Origin of the sequence: Bacillus sp. Marseille-Q3570, assembly GCF_946151055.1 — a bacterium.
Taxonomy (GTDB): Bacteria; Bacillota; Bacilli; order Bacillales; family Fictibacillaceae; genus Pseudalkalibacillus.
Genome location: NZ_CAMGYZ010000003.1, coordinates 1 through 16,584, shown reverse-complemented (window position 1 = coordinate 16,584; position 16,584 = coordinate 1). Strand labels below are relative to the sequence as shown.

General features: G+C 40.2%; 11 protein-coding genes. 3 read left to right on the top strand and 8 right to left on the bottom strand.

Features of this window, described 5'->3' with window-relative positions; translation table 11 throughout:
- Positions 1-7: 7 nt before the first annotated feature.
- The 5 genes from N8M93_RS05865 to N8M93_RS05845 all read right to left on the bottom strand — a co-directional run bounded on the left by N8M93_RS05865 (position 8) and on the right by N8M93_RS05845 (position 5,671).
- Positions 8-772, bottom strand: a complete 765-nt coding sequence (locus N8M93_RS05865; RefSeq protein ID WP_261130308.1) for an alpha/beta hydrolase family protein — start codon at positions 770-772, stop codon at positions 8-10.
- Positions 773-776: 4 nt separating this feature from the next.
- Positions 777-2,414 carry an alpha-glucosidase gene (locus N8M93_RS05860; protein ID WP_261130307.1) on the bottom strand — a complete coding sequence of 546 codons (1,638 nt, stop codon included), beginning with the start codon at positions 2,412-2,414 and terminating at the stop codon, positions 777-779.
- A gap of 120 nt (positions 2,415-2,534) precedes the next feature.
- Positions 2,535-3,365 (bottom strand): carbohydrate ABC transporter permease, encoded by an 831-nt coding sequence (locus N8M93_RS05855; protein WP_261130306.1) that lies wholly within the window; start codon positions 3,363-3,365, stop codon positions 2,535-2,537.
- A 15-nt stretch (positions 3,366-3,380) separates the two neighbouring features.
- Positions 3,381-4,280 carry a carbohydrate ABC transporter permease gene (locus tag N8M93_RS05850; RefSeq protein ID WP_261130304.1) on the bottom strand — a complete coding sequence of 300 codons (900 nt, stop codon included), beginning with the start codon at positions 4,278-4,280 and terminating at the stop codon, positions 3,381-3,383.
- Between the two features lie 158 nt (positions 4,281-4,438).
- Positions 4,439-5,671, bottom strand: a complete 1,233-nt coding sequence (locus tag N8M93_RS05845; protein WP_261130302.1) for a sugar ABC transporter substrate-binding protein — start codon at positions 5,669-5,671, stop codon at positions 4,439-4,441.
- Positions 5,672-6,431: 760 nt separating this feature from the next.
- Here N8M93_RS05845 and bglX point away from each other — a divergent pair.
- The gene (gene bglX / locus N8M93_RS05840; RefSeq protein WP_261130301.1) at positions 6,432-8,594 is read left to right on the top strand and encodes a beta-glucosidase BglX; all 2,163 of its coding nucleotides are present in this window, start codon (positions 6,432-6,434) and stop codon (positions 8,592-8,594) included.
- A gap of 17 nt (positions 8,595-8,611) precedes the next feature.
- The gene (locus tag N8M93_RS05835) at positions 8,612-11,944 is read left to right on the top strand and encodes a GH36-type glycosyl hydrolase domain-containing protein (RefSeq protein ID WP_261130764.1); all 3,333 of its coding nucleotides are present in this window, start codon (positions 8,612-8,614) and stop codon (positions 11,942-11,944) included.
- A 998-nt stretch (positions 11,945-12,942) separates the two neighbouring features.
- Here the strand turns inward: N8M93_RS05835 and N8M93_RS05830 are convergent.
- The 3 genes from N8M93_RS05830 to N8M93_RS05820 form a co-directional block, all read right to left on the bottom strand.
- On the bottom strand, positions 12,943-13,323 hold the full coding sequence (locus tag N8M93_RS05830) for a hypothetical protein (RefSeq protein ID WP_261130299.1): 381 nt from the start codon (positions 13,321-13,323) through the stop codon (positions 12,943-12,945).
- 204 nt (positions 13,324-13,527) lie between these two features.
- On the bottom strand, positions 13,528-14,067 hold the full coding sequence (locus N8M93_RS05825; protein WP_261130297.1) for an AAA family ATPase: 540 nt from the start codon (positions 14,065-14,067) through the stop codon (positions 13,528-13,530).
- Between the two features lie 361 nt (positions 14,068-14,428).
- Positions 14,429-14,680: a hypothetical protein gene (locus tag N8M93_RS05820; protein WP_261130295.1), complete on the bottom strand. Its 252-nt coding sequence runs from the start codon at positions 14,678-14,680 to the stop codon at positions 14,429-14,431.
- 450 nt (positions 14,681-15,130) lie between these two features.
- Between N8M93_RS05820 and N8M93_RS05815 the strand changes: the two genes are divergently transcribed.
- Positions 15,131-16,336 carry an IS110 family transposase gene (locus N8M93_RS05815; protein WP_261130293.1) on the top strand — a complete coding sequence of 402 codons (1,206 nt, stop codon included), beginning with the start codon at positions 15,131-15,133 and terminating at the stop codon, positions 16,334-16,336.
- The last annotated feature ends 248 nt before the right edge of the window (positions 16,337-16,584 follow it).

Genomic DNA, 16,584 nt, shown 5'->3' with positions numbered 1-16,584 from the left:
TAATTATCTATCTTTTAAAAAACAACGCCAACACCTTCTGAATATGCTGATCCCAGTAGCCCCATTCATGAGTCCCTGGGAATTCTTCATACATCAGATCAAGTCCGATTTCCCTGCAATGATCGCGAAAGCGGAGATTGGCTTCATAAAGGTGATCTTCTGTTCCGCAATTCGCATAGAGAAATGGTTTTGGAGAATCACTCTCCGCCAATTCTTTTGCCATATGAAAAAGATCATCGCCACTGCCCTCAACTTGACGGTTCCCGAATATAGCAGGGAAATCCTTTTTAAAATCAGAAAGCCGTTCCACTACATCGACAGCTCCTGAGAGACTAGCCGCGGCACAAAATTTATCCGGAAAATGGAATGCGGTTTTCAACGCGCCATATCCACCCATCGAAAGCCCGGCGATATAGGTGTCTTCTCGTTTTGGTGAAAGAGGAAACATGGATTGGACTACTTTCGGAAGCTCACGACTCACATAAGTGAAATAGTCATGGCCATATTCCATATCCGTATACCAGCTTCTCCCGACAGCAGGCATGACAACCGCAATTCCATAAGAATCCGCATATCGCTCGATCGAAGTCCGCCTGCTCCAGGTTGTATGATCATCCGAAAGCCCGTGCAATAAATAGAGCGTCGGATAGGTTTTTCTGAATTTCGGCACTTTTTCGGACTCGAGCACCCCGATTTGCTGAGGCAGAATCACGGTAATCGAAGTTGAACATTGCAATGCTTCTGAATAAAAATCGCAAGTAATCCTGGCCATGATATCACCCTTGTCCTAGACGATAGACGACAGCTTCATATGGTCGCAAATCGATCTGTTCTGGAGATTTTGGTGAATCGTCATAGTTACTTATTACTATTTCCGCATTCTTAGCTGAAAACCCTTCTCGTAAGGTAAATTTTGGTGTGCGGTCATAAAAATTTGCAACTACGAGTAGCGTTTCCTCGCCAAGCCGGCGTACATACGCAAAAATCTCGTCATGTTCCGCTTCAATCAGTTCATACTCTCCATAGACGATGATCTCATGTTCTTTTCGTAATTGAACCAACTTTTTATAATGATGAAAAATCGATTGCTCATCAGCTAAAGCTTTCTCCACATTGATCTCGGTGTAATTCGGGTTCACCTTGATCCATGGCACACCAGTTGTAAAACCGGCATGCTCCGAACCATTCCACTGGATCGGGGTCCGGGCATTGTCCCGTCCTTTCGTATAGATCGACTTCATGATGTCCTCATGCGGCGTACCCTGTTCTGTTTTTTCCTTATATATGTTCAATGTCTCGATGTCACGGTAATCCTCAAGATCATCAAAATGAATATTGGTCATTCCGATTTCTTCACCTTGATAGATGTATGGTGTGCCTTGCATCATGTGTAAAACCGTCGCAAGCATTTTAGCAGACTTGACCCGATATTCGCCATCATTTCCCCAGCGAGAGACGATGCGTGGCTGGTCGTGGTTATTCCAATACAAACTGTTCCAGCCCTGCCCGTAGAGTTCAGTCTGCCACTTGCTTAAGACCGCTTTCAACTCTTTAAGCTCCAACGGTTTCAACGCCCATTTCCCTTCACCTTCCACCTCATCTAGCGACATATGCTCGAAAGTGAACACCATATCAAGCTCATTCCGTTCCGGGGCAGTATATAACTTTGCTGAATCGGTCGTAGCTGAAGGGGTTTCCCCGACCGTCATCACATCAAACTTCGCTAAAACCTTTTCATTGATTTCCTTCAAATACGGGTGCAGCATCGGTCCGTCTGTCAGGACCCCCTTGTCGACTTCTTTCCCAATCAAATCAATGACATCCATCCGGAAACCGCTGATTCCTTTTTCCAGCCAAAAGTTCATCATCTTATGCAGCTCTTTGCGGACGCCATCGTTATGAAGATTCAAATCCGGCTGTTTTTTACTAAAGAGATGGAAATAATATTGGCCGGTTTCGTCATCGTACTCCCATGCTGGACCGCTGAAAACGGAGCGGATGTCACTTGGAGGTCCGTCCTCTCCATCCCGCCAAATGTAAAAATCACGGTATGGATTGTCCTTCGATTTACGGGATTCCACGAACCATGGGTGTTCATCGGACGTATGATTGATCACAAGGTCCATGATGATCCGAATATTCAGGGCTTTTGCTTCTTCAATCAGCCTCTCCATATCCTCCATCGTCCCGAACTCATCCATAATCCCATAATAGTCACTAATATCATAACCATTATCATCATTCGGAGATTTGTAGACTGGACTGAGCCAGATAACATCAATCCCAAGTTCAGCTAAATAATCCAGTTTTTCAATGGTCCCCGGGATGTCTCCGATCCCATCCCCGTCCGAATCATTGAAACTACGCGGGTAAATTTGATAGACCGTTGCTGTATGCCACCATTTTTTATCCATAACATCCTCCAACCACTCGAATATTCGTCATCGAAAAACAGGCTGACCCAAAAGATAAGTGTCAGACACCTCCAACACAACAGGGAGAGACTCAGACACATATAGGTCAGCCAAACTTCCTTATTTAAGTCCTGACATCGTAAATCCTTCCACAATATATTTTTGGAAGAAAGAAAAGATGATGATGATCGGTACAACCATGAACGCTGCACCAGCCATTTGAAGACCAAAGTTGCTAGCGTATTGGCCTTGCAATAACGATAACCCGACAGATAATGTATAAAGACTTTCATCATTCGCGATAATCAACGGCCATAAGAAGCTGTTCCATGCACCGATAAACGTCAGGATTCCTTGGACTGCGAATATCGGTTTTACAATAGGGATGATCAGTTTGAAAAAGATATAGAATTCCCCAGCTCCATCCAAACGAGCTGCTTCGATTAAATCCATCGGAATCGTTGTCATGAACTGCCTGAATAAAAAGATACTGAATGCTGCGGCTAACCCTGGCAGCACGATACCTGTCATCGTATTGGTAAGGCCCATCTCATTCAAAATCAAATAGACTGGAATCATCGTTACCTGTGCTGGGATCATCATTGTTGCTAGTACTAAGTAGAAGATCCCTTCACGTCCTTTGAATCTGAATTTAGCGAATCCATAACCCGCCATCGCATTAAATAACAGACCCACAAACGACATTACGACGATGATGATGGTATTTTTCAGATACACACCAAAATTAAGTCGTTCAAACAAATTAATATAGTTTTCAAGTGTCGGGTTCTCCGGGAACAACGTTGGTGGAAATAGCAGCACTTCCCCATTCGGTTTGAAAGAACTCGTAATCATCCATAAGAAGGGGATGGATACGAGAATTCCACCTACGATAAGTAAAATACTGACGATTGTCTTTTCAATTTTTCGATTAAGCGTATTTGATTCCATTTGATCAACCCCGATCTAGTACTCTGTATCAGATTTTCGGATTTTGAACTGTATGAGTGTTACGGCAATGATAAAGATGAACAAGATGAACGACCCTGCAGCCGCATAGCCGAATTCACTATACTGGAAGCCTTCCTGATAAATGAACAATGCCATTGAAATCGTACCATTCAACGGTCCACCTTCTGTCATGACGAACGGTTCTTCGAAAAATTGCAGCCAACCGATCAAAGTTGTGATCGTTACGAAAAAAGTAGCATACCGTAAAAGTGGAATCGTGATTTTGAAGAGCATTTGAATGCGGTTTGCTCCATCTATTTTCGCAGCTTCATAATAAGATTGCGGAATCCCCTGTAATGCTGCAAGGAAAATGATCATATTAATCCCGATCCCTTTCCAGACAGCAAGGACGATCAATGAAAGCTTTGCAATCGTTGGTTCTTCGAGCCAAGGGATTTTATCTGCTTCTAATAACGACAAGATATAGTTGAAAAGACCGTATTCCGTGTTATACAAATACCCCCAGATAACTGCCACTGCAATAATATTCGTAATCGAAGGCATATAGTATACACCACGGAAAAAACGGAATATGAAGTTTGATCCATAGTTCAGCAGTAATGCAATTCCTAATGAACAAACAATGACGAGTGGTACTCCGATGATTACATAGAATAGTGTGTTGAAAATCGATTTATGAAAAACTTCATCCGAAAAGAGTTCTTTATAATTTTCAAATCCGATATAGTTGATATTCCCCCAATTCGCAAGACCCTTCAAATCCAGGTCCGTAAAACTGATGAAAAATGCAACAAAAATCGGGACGATGCTGAAAACTAATAAAATCAGGACTGCAGGCCCGATAAACATGAAAGGATGCCGATCCCTATATAATCTTTTGAATCCATTGCCCATAATAACCCACCTAACTGAAACTTACTCCTGCCTTTTGATTCAGAATACTATGCGATTCCCAAGCTTGAGTTGAGAATAGTATACTTCGTAAAAATGGAGTTCAGGCATTATCGATGAATGCCTGTAACTCCACTATTTTCACTAATCAAGTATGATCATCATTCTTCATTTGACTCTTTCACTTTTTGACGGTACTTGTCTAATTCTTTTTCAAGATCAGCATCACCGACAGTAACCTTCTCAATAGCATTCAGTAATTCTTGTCCAACAACTTCCCAATTTTGAATTTGTGGAGATGCTTTTGCCGTTTCTAATTGTTTACCGAAAGTCGCCAGCATTTCATCTTCCTTGAGAGCTGGATCTTCCCATGCTTCGACTCTTGAAGGCAACGTGTTAGATGTTTTGAACCATTCAACTTGCGTATCCACTTCATTCATGTAAGAAATGAACTTCAGAGATTCTTCCACTTTTTCTGAGCTGCTGAAAATGGAAAAGTTCGATCCACCGATACTTGATGCAACCTGTTCTTTTTTCGGCATTGTAGCAATAGCCCACTTCCCTTCAAGATCCGGTGCTTGTTCATTGAGAATGTTCACCATCCACGGACCACTGAAGAACATTGGCTTCACGCCATCTTTGAATGCTTGTACAATGTCCATTCCTTCAGCTGTAGTACTAATTCCTTCGTCAAAATAACTAGTGTAATATTCAAGTGCTTCATTGAATTTTGGACTATCGAGGTTAAGGTTCGGTTTATCAGTATCAAATTCGAATCCATTTTGCCATGCAAAGATGAATGGCATGATCTGGTCGTTGAGAGCGATGTCCAATCCATAATATTTGTCACCGCGGTCTGCCAGTTTACCTGCAGCATCCTTCAACTCATCCCACGTTGCTGGTGCTTCATCATAGCCGGCTTCTTTTAATAGGTCCGTGCGATAGAAGAGTACACGTGTTTCAACATACCAGGGGATACCAACGATTTGATCATCGTATTTCATCGTTTTCGCTGCACCATCAAAGTAATTTTCAGGTTTGAATTCAGGGTAATCCTTCATATGTTCAGATAAATCAAGGAGTGCGCCTGCATCGGCGAACTCAGACACCCATGTGGTTCCTAATTGGACAACATCCGGACCTTTTTGAGAGGCAACTGCTGTCAAAAGTTTGTCGTGAGCGTTTTCCCATGGAATTGCTTGAACCTTTACTTTGATCTCTGGATTTTCTTCCTCAAATTTCTTTGCTATTTCACCTAGTTTCTTACCTTCTTCACCCATAGCCCAGACAGAAATGGTGTTATCATCTTTACCAGAGCCGTTGGAACAACCTCCAAGTAAAGCTGAAACGGTTAAAAGAAAAACAAAGAAAAGCGAAACAATCTTCTTGTTCATTTCGAACATTCTCCCTTCTACTCTAATTATTCGTTAATGCTAGTCTTTTTAAATAAGAATAAAAAAATGTAAAGAAAACTTGATGAAGCCTTTGTGAAGACAGGGCCATAGTTGCATTTTTACGACCTTTAACGATCAAGATAGTTCTTTTCCTGTACGTCAAATTGCTATATCTGTTCTTTGACGGTACGAATAGCCCTCTTGCTATACCTCACTTACGATTTCTGCACTTTGACGGTACGAATAACTTTCTTTAAGTGCAAGAAAAGAAAAATTTAATGGCAGCAACTGTGATATTCAACACACTTAAGCACAAATCTTCTTCTTTTCGTTGAAACGTTTCGACAACTTGATTATAATCAAATGTGAATCCGCTTTCAACATTTATTTTAAAAAACATTAAAAAAATTTAAAAAACTGCTTTAATATCAACGTTCATTCTTTCATATCAATTGTTTTCAAGCTAAATGAGATGTATATCTTCATTGACTCCAAAAAAGAAAGCGCTTATAATCCTTGTTAACATATATTGAAACGTTTCGAATGTAAAACTTTATGATTTACTTTTAATTGCCAATGTGGAGATGAATGAACTCTGATTGACAGTGGAAATATGCGAGATTCCTATGGAAAAGCAAGCTAAATAGACCCACTCTCGGGGCTTACATGTCACCCGTGGAAAACGAGTATATTTTCCAAATTGAAAAAACACGATTTATATGAACACTACTAATGACAAAGAACTCTCGGGAGGATGAATATGAGCGAACAGCTTACTTCACTTGTAAACAAGATGACGTTAGACGAAAAGATTGCGCAATTGATCCAGTTAGCTACCCCATTTTACAAAGGTGCTTCAAATGAAGGGCAAATCACAGGTCCAATGGCTGAAATGGGTATCACAAAAGATGTCGTAAACAATAGCGGTTCCGTTTTAGGAGCTTCCGGAGCCGAAATGACCAGAAAGATTCAACAAACTCATTTAGAAGAAAACCGTTTAGAAATTCCATTGTTGTTCATGTGCGATATCATCCATGGGTATAAAACAATATTCCCGGTTCCGCTTGCCATCGGTTGTTCTTGGGATTTGGAGTTGGCAGAAAACAGTGCGGAAATTGCTGCTAAAGAGGCGGCAGTATCGGGTGTTCATGTTACATTCTCCCCTATGGTCGACCTGGTACGTGATCCGCGCTGGGGTAGGGTGATGGAATCAACAGGTGAAGACCCCTACTTGAATAGTGAATTCGCACGCGCTTTCGTACGTGGATACCAGGGTGAGGATCTCACGAGTGACAACCATCGTGTCGCAGCTTGTGTCAAGCATTTCGCTGCTTATGGTGCTCCTGAAGGTGGCCGTGATTATAATACTGTCGATATGTCCGAAAGACAACTGCGCGAATACTATTTGCCAGCTTACAAAGCCGCGCTGGATGAAGGTTGTGAAATGGTCATGACAGCCTTCAATATTTTAGACGGCATTCCTGCAACAGGTAACAAAAAATTGATGCGTGATCTTCTCCGTGAAGAGTGGAGCTTCGAAGGCGTCCTCATCTCAGATTGGGGTGCGGTAAAAGAATTGATTCCTCACGGGGTAGCCGCAGACGGAAAAGAAGCTGCACTCAAGGCTTTGACTGCAGGTGTGGACATTGAAATGATGACCCCTTGTTATGTCGATCACTTGAAACAATTAGTTGAAGAAAATGTGCTCAGCGAGAGTTTGGTCGATGAAGCAGTTCTTAGAATTCTAGAATTGAAACAAAAACTAGGATTGTTTGACAACCCGTACCGAGGGACCGATGAAGAACTGGAAAAAGAGATCGTCTTTTCTTCTTCCCACCGTCAGGCTGCTCACGAGCTGGCAACAAAATCAGCAGTGCTGTTGAAAAATGAGGGTGTCCTCCCGCTCAAAAAAGAACAGAAGGTTGCACTGATCGGACCATTCGCAGAAAACAACGATCTCCTTGGACCGTGGTCATGGATGGGTTCAAGAGAAGACGCAGTAACACTTAGCGAAGGAATCAAATCAAAGCTCGATTCACAGAATCTTTCAATCGCTAAAGGAAGTGAAGTGGAAACTGTTTCACAAACCCAAATCGATGACGCTCTTCAAGCTGCAAAAGATGCAGATGTCATCGTCCTTGCTCTTGGGGAAGATTCTGGGATGAGCGGAGAAGCTGGATGCCGGGCAGACATCCGTTTGCCTCAAGCACAGCTTGATCTGGTCCAGACTTTAAAAGAGTTGGAAAAACCAATCGTCGCAGTCTTGTTCAATGGACGGCCGCTGGATTTACACGGTGTCGCTGATCAAGCGGATGCAGTATTAGAAGCCTGGTACCCAGGTTCTGAAGCGGGCTCAGCAGTCGCTGATCTGTTGTATGGTGATGCCAACCCATCCGGGCGATTGACCATGTCCTTCCCATATTCTGTCGGACAGGTACCGGTCTATTACAACCATTACAATACCGGACGTCCGAAGGGTGCGCCTGACGCTCAGGTCCATTACGTTTCACAATACCTGGATATTCCGAATGAACCGCTCTTCCCCTTCGGCTATGGATTAAGCTACACAACTTTTTCATACCATGATGCCACATTATCCACTGATGTCTTGAACGCAGAAAAAACATTGAAACTGAGCGTCGATGTCACGAATACCGGAGATGTGAGTGGTGAAGAAGTTGTACAACTTTATGTCCGGGATGTTTCTGGAGAAGTCGTCCGACCGATGAAAGAGCTGAAAGGATTCAAGAAAATTTCGCTTGAACCTGGCGAAACGGCTCAAGTCACGTTCACATTATCGGAAGAACAGCTTCGTTACTATCATTCTGATCTCCGTTTCGAAAGTGACCCTGGAGATTTCGTCGCTTATATTGGACCGAACAGCCGTGATGTCAGTGTACATCCTTTCAAACTAGAGAAATAGAGGTGCTTTCATTGTCTATACATTTACAAACTGATCGAAAGTTTCAAATCCGTTCAGGAAACCTGCAATTTTCTTTCTTAAATACCGGGGATCTTTTTGAAGCATCCCATCAATCTACAATGCTCAACCAGGTACAAGGGAACCCGATTGACGGTTCCCTTAACAACCTATACCTTCGTCTTTTTCAGACGGACGGGATAAAAGTCATTCCCCTTATCGGCATCCAGTCGGATAGTAAGCTGGAAGTCGCTGAATCCGCTCTCAAGTGGTCGGGTGTCACTGAAAATGTCCACTATGAGGTATCCTTCATTTTGACCGACTCAGGGGTCTGGTTCTGGGACGTTGAATTGGAAGGAGCAGATATTGAGTACGATTTGATTTATGGACAGGATCTCGGTTTGGCTGATAAAGGGGCAGTTCGTTCGAATGAATCCTACATCTCCCAATATACCGATCACACCGTTTATGAGGACGAAAAACGAGGCTATGTCGTCTGCTCCCGTCAAAACCAGTCGATGCAATCCGGATTCCCTTACCTCCAACAAGGTTCTTTGAATAAGGTGACAGGATTTTCAACAGACGGGTTCCAATTTTTCGGCACTTCTTATCGTGAAACGAATGTACCTGAGGCATTGTCCAAAGAATCACTCGCAAATGAAATCTACCAATACGAGTTCGCCTACATCGCTTTGCAATCAGAGCGCAAGGCTCTTATAGGAAAGGACCGCGTCGTCTTTTATGGGCTCTTTAAAGAAGACCACCCTGAAGCCGTCACTTCCTTAGCATTTGAAGATGAAGTCCTTGCTGCCTGGAGACAGGTCGAAGGAGCAGAAGGAACAGAATTCCACCCTGTTGAAAAAATTTCGCTATCTTCGAAATTCGGTAAACCTTTACAGACTGTAGAACTGTCTGCAGAAGAGATTCACAGCCTCTTCCCTGTCCGTAAGCACGAGGAACATCAAGATGGGGCATTACTCTCGTTTTTCACAGACACGCATGAGCATGTCGTTTTAAAAGGAAAAGAACGACTGGTTGAACGCCCTCATGGACACATTTTGATGAGCGGCCATAACGACCGATTGACTGAAAATGTCATGACGACGACCTCTTATATGACTGGTGTGTTCAATTCCCAGCTCGTCGTAGGCAACACATCTTTCAATAAAATGATTACGAACACACGCAATGCTTTGAACATCCTTAAAACATCTGGACAGCGGCTTTATATCGAAATCGATGGTACGTATCATCTACTCGGCATGCCATCCCTTTTCGAAATCGGCTTCAATTACACCCGCTGGTTTTATAAAACAGAAGATGATCTGATTGTCGTGACGAACCATACGACCGTTGACACACCTGAAGTTCGATTGAACGTCCGCTCTGAAAAAGGGAACGCATATCGTTTCTTGTTATCCAATCAGGTTACGATGAATAACAATGAATTCGAAGTTCCTTTCAATGTCGAACAACAAGGGGAAACGATCGTTTACAGTGCAGCTGATCATGCAGATAGCGCACAAGTATTTCCTGAACTTTGTTATCGTATGAAGGTGGACGGAGCTGAGATCAAGCTGACAGACGAACGGATCTTCTCTCAAAACCTTGAGCCGGAATCAGCTTCGTTATCGGTGTTGGATCTTAGTCCTTCAAGTGATTGGACTTTAACAATCCAGGGATTGCTTCATGGCGAAGAAATGGATTTCAATCAAAAAGATGTGGCAGAAGAGATTGAGAAATACCGCCACTATTATGCTGATGTGATGAACGGGTTCAAACTCTCGTCGTCTTCAAAACAGGTTGATAAACTGAATACCCTTTCCTGGTGGTATACACATAACATGCTCGTCCACTATTCCGTTCCGCACGGTCTTGAACAGTATGGCGGTGCAGCATGGGGAACGAGAGATGTTTGCCAGGGTCCGACCGAGTACTTCCTTGCCACACAAAATTATGAATCAGTTCGTGAAATCATCCAAACGGTTTATTCGCATCAATATGGAGATGATGGCAGCTGGCCGCAATGGTTCATGTTCGATAAGTACTTCAAGATCCAGGCTCATGAAAGCCATGGTGATGTCATTGTATGGCCATTGAAGGTCGTCAGCGATTACATCCGTGCCACAGGGGATTTTGAAATATTAAAAGAAGAAATACCTTATACAATAAGAGATGGTTTCGATTTCAGTTCTGAAAAAGAGACGCTGATCGATCATATCAAAAAACAGATTGATTATATCAAGAGCCACTTTTTACATGATACGTTCTTGTCTTCATATGACGATGGGGATTGGGATGACACCCTGCAGCCAGCGAATCAGCAATTGAAAAAATATATGGTCAGCAGCTGGACAGTCGCCCTTACCTATCAAGTGCTCCACCAGCTATCAAAAGTGCTGGAAAAGTTCGATCATCAGGAAGCGATTGAGCTGAAAACACTGGCATTCGGAATTAAAGAAGACTATAACCGATTCATGTTCAAGACAGACGTCCTGCCAGGTTTCCTTTATATGGAGAATAAAAATCAGCCTGAATTGATGATCCACCCGACAGACACGAAAACCGGAATCGACTATCGGTTGATCCCGATGAACCGAAGCATCATCAGCGAACTTTTCACACCAGAGCAGGCTCAGTCACATTATGAACTGATCAAAGAGTACCTCTATTGTCCTGACGGTGTCCGTTTGATGAACCGTCCAGCCAATTATGCAGGTGGAGTCAGCACACATTTCAAACGTGCAGAGCAAGCCGCGAATTTCGGAAGGGAAATCGGATTGCAATACGTTCATGCGCATATCCGTTTTGTGGAGGCGATGGCGAAGCTTGGTCGCGGAGATGAGGTCTGGAAAGGGCTTGAAATCATCAACCCGATTGGATTGAAGGATGTTGTTCCGAATGCGGAATTGCGTCAGAGCAACACTTATTTCAGCAGCTCGGACGGAAAATTCAATACACGATATGAAGCTCAGGAACGATTTGATGAACTTCGTAAAGGCAATGTTCCAGTCAAAGGTGGATGGCGTATCTATTCAAGCGGCCCTGGGATTTATATGAATCAACTTATCTCGAATGCCCTCGGTATCCGTATTGAAGATGGCCGTTTGATCATTGACCCTGTTCTATCTGATGAACTGGACGGGCTGAGGTTCGAGTTCCGAATTATCGGGTTGCCGGTCACCTTCGTGTATTCTCTTACTGATAACCACAAGTTTGTTGAGGTTAATGGAGAAAAAGTTGACTATGTCACTTGTTCAAACCGATATCGTGAAGCTGGTTTTTCAATCAAGCTAGACGATCTTGAAAAACTCCTTGACCGTGATGGAAATCTGATAAAGGTCTCCATTTAACAGAAAGGTTCAAAAACGCATTCACAAACTGTATTGCAAGACAAATTTATAAAATCACAAGAAAAGAGCTCGATTTTGAGCTCTTTTTACGTTTATATGGCGAGGTCTTACTTGATCATAGCTCTCTTTTGTTAAATAAGGATTACGCTATTCCCAGTTTAACTTTGGAGATGAAGAACAAATGCACCAAACATTACTAATAAAATGGATGAAATTTTTCGCTTGTTTGCCGGTTCATTAAAAAATAGAATACCTATAAGTGTTGTTGAAGCACTTGTTACTCCTGACCAACTTCTATCTGTTTGATGTTAAAAAGTAAGTACAGAAACCATATAGCCCCTATAACCAAAAGTTATATAAAAGGAAAAAAGACATCCTCAAGCTGAATGTCTTTTTTGCTTTGAAAATTTAGCATTGTACTTCCTCTTAAACATACAATCCTCAACAGAAGAAAATGTTAATGTTTATCTTGTTTTTCTAATAACATGTCTAATTTTTCTTCAATTTTTCTTAATCTACTGCTTCTCTTTCTAATTAATAAAACTATTACGAAAGGAACAATAATTACCAATGAGAATGCGATTAATTGAAACAGAATATCCCCTATGAAAACCCGCCTGCTGATAACATAAAAACCCCCCATAAAAACCAAATATGCTGCATTCACTATTAAATGTAACCATTTGATATTTACCTCTATTTTGTTTACGAATAAAACGAATATTAGTTTCGAAAATACAGACCAACAAAGGCATTCCCCCACAAAAAATCTTCAAAGTTAAACTAATTTATTTCAACTTGCGGAACTAAATTGATAATCTATTTCACAATAAAGAGGCTTACCTAGTTCCAGATAAGCCCCTTTTGTGGAATAACGAGCACATTTTGAATTAGAACGGAAACTATTAAACTTTAGCGGAACATTAATTTCATTATTAACTATTTAACGTGTTATTAAACTTTGCTTTCATTCTTGAATACGAATATACTTCCATTGTTCATTTTGTTTTTACTGAAATAGCTGGAGACAAATTGATTACCCGACAATCTTCCAGGTCATTTTCCTTTAAAATACCAAGATTGATCGCTGCTTTCATTTTGTCGATATCCGGTTTTTTCACCAATAAATCTTCTAATTTTAGTTCCTCTAATGTCTCTACCGTCTTCGCTTCATTAAATTTCTCAACTGTTCTAACTTGCCTTTGTAATATGTAATCCCCAACTGTTATTTGCCCTTTAACATTTTCGCCCACCGTCTCATCAAAGTAATCATGGAAATGCTTTTTCATTTCCTTCATGGCCGATTCAATTTCCTTTTTCTTTTGATTAAGCCTATAAAATTTTTCAAGCATTGCTTCTGTTACTTGATATTCACCCATCTTTACACTCCCCATATAAATTAGATATATCATTTTATGGGGTTAATAAATTTTATATGATTAAAATGTGGATGTCCTCTCTTGCAGTATTATTTTTCTGGGCTAACGAATGAAAATTACACTTTTACATTAGGTTGAAGGTATGCAATTGAAATTCTTTCATAAAACACATTCGTTCTTGTAGAATTGCCCCCGTTTGCTGAATTAACCATTTATACAAAACCTTCTATCATTCAATATTGTATCAATAACGAAATCATTTTCTTTGATAGTTAATTCACTTGTATTTAGAAAGTGTTTTTTATCTAATCCTGATTCACTAAATTCATCAAACAATATAAAACACCGTTCTCCCATTCTATCTTCTTCTTTTCTCATATTGTCTCTTTGAGTTAAGGTGTTTTTATCGACCCATAATACTACATATTTTACTACTGTATTTGGTTGATTGATATTTTCACTAAGCCACCTTGCTTCGTTTGGAAATGTTACATAATCTATTACCACATCGGTTCCATAATCAATAAAGTTCCTTGTAAGGTGTAAAATATTATCCCATATTAGTGAATGTTCGTGTTTACTTTTCCACGGCTTTTCTCTCCCATTAATATGCATATGGCTGATATAGTCACCAGATAAATAAGCACTATCAGATAGTTTCTTTACAAGTTCTTTTGAAGTTGTTGATTTGCCTACACCCGCTGGTCCCGACAATAAATATATATGTCTTTCATTTTTGTCCAATAAAAGCTCCCCCTTTACCTTTCACTTCCTCCAAAAAACTGCCCAATTCTTATGTATTAAACAAAAAGAGGCGTAATCCTTCCTGGATTATCGCCCCCGTTTCTTGAAGATTGTTTACAAAAAACTATGTATATAAAAATGTTCAACTATTTGCAGATAATTTAACTAAATCCCAAAGGTAATCTTTAATTTCAGTTAACTGTATACCTATATATATTCCTGATATTGCAATTACAACTAAACATAAGACTTTGATAATTTTATAAGTTGAATCCTTCATTTTTAACCCTCTCCCTTTTAGAATAAAACGCTAAGATGTTATTATTTGTTCATTAATCCGATTGTGGCATATGAGCGTTATTTATTTGCTGTATTTAAGGAACATCAAAATGCTCGCAATAGCAATAAAGACTAGCCCCCATAATACTACCTTTTTGCCAACTTCATTTTTATTAAACAAGTAAACAAAACTTAAATACATTGCTGTGGCAATTACATAAAATGTAATACCAGAAACAAACTTCTCAGTTGTATAATCACCAAAAATAAAGTGTAGGACTGTTATTGGAAAAGAAAGAAAAGCAATTAGGTAGTGAAGTTTTTTTGTTTCCAATTTAGCCCTCCCTGATTTTTATCTCTTCTTCTGTTTACGAATTAAACAAATAATAGTTTCGAAAATACATAACACCTAAAGCCCTCCTCCATAATGATGCTCGAATATCAATTTATTACAAATTGTTGAATATGAATCAAAAATTAATTTCAAGATAAAGAGGCTTATCTAGTTCCAGATATGCCCCCTCGTATATTATTATTAACCAGATATTTTCTGGCTTTAAATCGTTATACCTTCTTCAAGGTATAATGTATTTAAATCAGATAGAGGTTGTCGCTCGCCCCCTTGAAGCTTTGTCTTCGTGTTAAAGACTGACACCTCTTTCTTTATAGAACTATTCGAATGAGCTGGATGACACTTTGTTGTCGTATATCGAACGAGGTTGGATATCTATAAAGTAAAAGAGGAATCCTGCCATCTGATTAATTAAAACTAGGTGGTGCTACTGTGATTTATCTTGGTATTGATATTGGGAAACGCCATCATGAAGCTGGATTGATTAATGAAAAAGGCGATCCTATCGGAAAGACTGTTCGATTTGCTAATTCAAAATCGGGTAGTGAAAAACTACTTAAATTTTTAAATCAACAAAAAGTAACACCTGAGAATTGTAATTGTGGACTAGAAGCCACAGGGCATTATTGGTTATCTGTTTTTTCTTTTCTACATAAACTTGGATTTAAGATCACAGCTTTTAATCCAATGCAGTCAGATGCATTGCGTCAATTTTATATTCGTAAGACAAAAACGGATGTGAAGGATGCTTACCTCATTGCTCAAGTGATTCGAATTGATTCTCCAGAAGAAACGCCTTTTGTAGAAGAAGAATTACTTCAACTTAGACATTTAGAAAGGTTACGTTATGCGTTAGTTGATCAAAGTTCAGATATTAAAAGAAAAATCATAGCACTATTAGATCAAGTGTTCCCTGAATATGAACAGAACTTTTCTGATGTTTTCGGGATGTCTTCAACTGAAATTCTTCTACAATATCCTTTACCAGAAGACCTGTTAGAAATTGATACAGATCAACTTGCTAAGTTACTTTACCGTGTTAGTAAGGGACGTTACGGTGAAACACGAGCTCGAAATAAAGCTGAAAAGTTGAAAGATAGTGCACAAAATACCTTTGGTATTTCTATAGGGACAGACGTTTTTAAAATGCAGATTCATCTTTTACTGGAACAAATAGATTTACTTGAAAAACAACTAAATCAAATTGAGGAAGCCATGATTGAACTCTCGAATCGTCAAGAACATTATCTAACTACCATTTCGGGAGTAAGTGATATAACAGCTGCGGTGGTCCTAGGTGAAATTGGCTCCATTAGCCGTTTTGACCGTCCTGGACAATTGGTGGCATTCGCAGGTCTTGATGCATCCGTTCACCAATCAGGTGACTTTAATAGTTCCAACACCAGGCTGTCGAAACGAGGATCTCCCTATCTTAGACGTGCTTTATGGCAAGCAGCATTTGTGGCCAGTTTTCATGACCCCGCACTTTCTCTTTATTATCAAAAATTACGTAATCGGGGAAAAGCCCATGGTACAGCTGTTGGAGCTGTTGCTAGAAAGTTGACCCACATTATTTTCGCTATTTTAAGAGATGGACAACCCTATAAACCTCGTATTCAGGAAACAGATAATAACTAACCTATTGTTTGTTTGCTATTTTTACCAGTAAACAAATAAAGGTTTATTTGTCATGCCTAAAACTCTAAATAAAAACAATAAAAATTAATTCAATTTAGTTCCTTGACTTTTTATAGCTGGTCTTTTATTGAAGATGGACTTAACTATTTTTTTGAATACTCTTAACTAAATTAAAGCCGAATACAGCAGTAATAACTACTCCAAACTCGTAATGGTCTTTTATGAATAAAGTTGTTAGTGGCTTTACC

Bases quoted from the DNA above. Each gene is read 5' to 3' on its own strand.
- N8M93_RS05865 (WP_261130308.1), bottom strand. From the start codon at position 772: ATGGCCAGGATTACTTGCGATTTTTATTCAGAAGCATTGCAATGTTCA.
- N8M93_RS05850 (WP_261130304.1), bottom strand. From the start codon at position 4,280: ATGGGCAATGGATTCAAAAGATTATATAGGGATCGGCATCCTTTCATG.
- bglX (WP_261130301.1), top strand. From the start codon at position 6,432: ATGAGCGAACAGCTTACTTCACTTGTAAACAAGATGACGTTAGACGAA.
- N8M93_RS05860 (WP_261130307.1), bottom strand. From the start codon at position 2,414: ATGGATAAAAAATGGTGGCATACAGCAACGGTCTATCAAATTTACCCG.
- N8M93_RS05830 (WP_261130299.1), bottom strand. From the start codon at position 13,323: ATGGGTGAATATCAAGTAACAGAAGCAATGCTTGAAAAATTTTATAGG.
- N8M93_RS05855 (WP_261130306.1), bottom strand. From the start codon at position 3,365: ATGGAATCAAATACGCTTAATCGAAAAATTGAAAAGACAATCGTCAGT.
- N8M93_RS05845 (WP_261130302.1), bottom strand. From the start codon at position 5,671: ATGAACAAGAAGATTGTTTCGCTTTTCTTTGTTTTTCTTTTAACCGTT.